Genomic DNA, 1,540 nt, shown 5'->3' with positions numbered 1-1,540 from the left:
GAATAATTGTATTTATTTACAGTTGATTATTCTAGTAGGTTCATATTCCAATAAAAGGGGAGTGTAATATGGAAATAATTGAAATTAAAAATCTACCTGATAGAATACCAACGGAAACACTAATATCAATGTTTCAAAATGCATTAGATCAATTTAAAAATAATAAAATTGCAAAAGATAAGTTTTTATTAATACTTAGTCAACTAACAGACAGGCAAGTTATGACATATGAGCTATTAAGGTGTGAAGTAAAAAATGATATCGATAGGATAGTCACTGAAATGTGGAATACAGATTCCTATGATGAAGTAGATATCATTCTTTCTATTGTAGTAAATCTCGGTCTAGAAATATGCTTTAATAAAATCAAAGAATCATTGCAGCGGTATAAGGATATAGATAAAGCGATTCTAGATGAGATAAAGGAAACAATAGATGAAGTGGGTGAGAATATCTTAAATCCGTATTATAGTTTAGGGAAATTTGAATAGTTTTTGTGAAAGAAAATGCCCATCAACCAATTAAACTGGATAAAATGGGCTTTTCTTGTTTTTTTAGAATGCCATGATTACAGCAAAAGGACATAGCCTTTACAGCTTACTACACTTTTACGAAAACAACTGCCGATCCCAAAACGACCTAAACCAAAGGAGGAATAGAGTTGGCATCATACGTTTTATTACTAAAAGAATATGAAGATAATGAAACTGTGGTTTACAGATTCGGGCCTAATGAACATATTATGGGGAAAATTGAGTTAAATAAATTCACTAGGAAGTTTTCCGAGTTAGAAGTTATACCAGATAAAAATTTTGCATCTAAGTTCTATTTTGATAGAGCTGCTCAAAGATTGGCAGTTTGCCTAGTTAAAGAAGATGGTGTGTTCCCGGATAGAACAGCTTTTGAATCATAGCAATTAAAATTTGATATTAAGGACGTATAAGATTAGTTTACGAAAAAGCTCGTTACGATAAACAAGGGTATAAAAATTTTATGGAATAATCAGATTTGAATTAATAACTCATAAAGACAAGCTATCAATAGTTGCTATTTTAATAAGGGCGAGAATAGGCGAGATGACATTTTACTTAAAGTGCTACTTATGAATGTAATATGCAACAGATTAAATAAGCATAAGGATCTATACATTACACCTGCCAAGCGTTAAAAAAAAGATGTCATATGAAAATAATAACTTATTAAAACTTGCAAATATTAATAAGCTTAAAAAAATATATGAACCTAAAGCACTTGATTGCCTATAACAGGCGACAGGTGTTTTTTCGCATTTTCATAAAAGATGATGGCATTTTAATTAGTGTACTAAGTTCTTATACCCCAATGATTAAAGTTCCACTTTATTCTTTTGTCACACAGTATATCTAACTACTAAATTTAAAATTTTCCCGATCTTCGGGATTATTTTTTTGTTTATTCCAAATAATAGAACTTATGGATGTTGACTTTTTATCTACGGTTTATTAGCATATTTAATGATGAAAATAACCAATTAATGGTTACAATGCCATATATGTATTTA

At 29.5% G+C, this 1,540-nt stretch carries 2 protein-coding genes; both read left to right on the top strand.

The genetic code is table 11. The features are described from left to right. The first annotated feature begins 68 nt into the window (after positions 1-68). Entirely contained in the window at positions 69-491 is a 423-nt protein-coding gene (locus tag PVA17_RS24725) for a hypothetical protein (protein WP_274069334.1), read from the top strand. A gap of 170 nt (positions 492-661) precedes the next feature. Further along, positions 662-913, top strand: coding sequence for a hypothetical protein (locus tag PVA17_RS24720; protein WP_274069333.1), 252 nt, complete (start codon positions 662-664; stop codon positions 911-913). Positions 914-1,540: the final 627 nt, after the last annotated feature.

Source organism: Lysinibacillus sp. CNPSo 3705, assembly GCF_028674935.1.
GTDB lineage: Bacteria > Bacillota > Bacilli > Bacillales_A > Planococcaceae > Lysinibacillus.
Note: the sequence above shows the minus strand (reverse complement) of the source record. Positions and strands in the feature narration are given on the sequence as shown.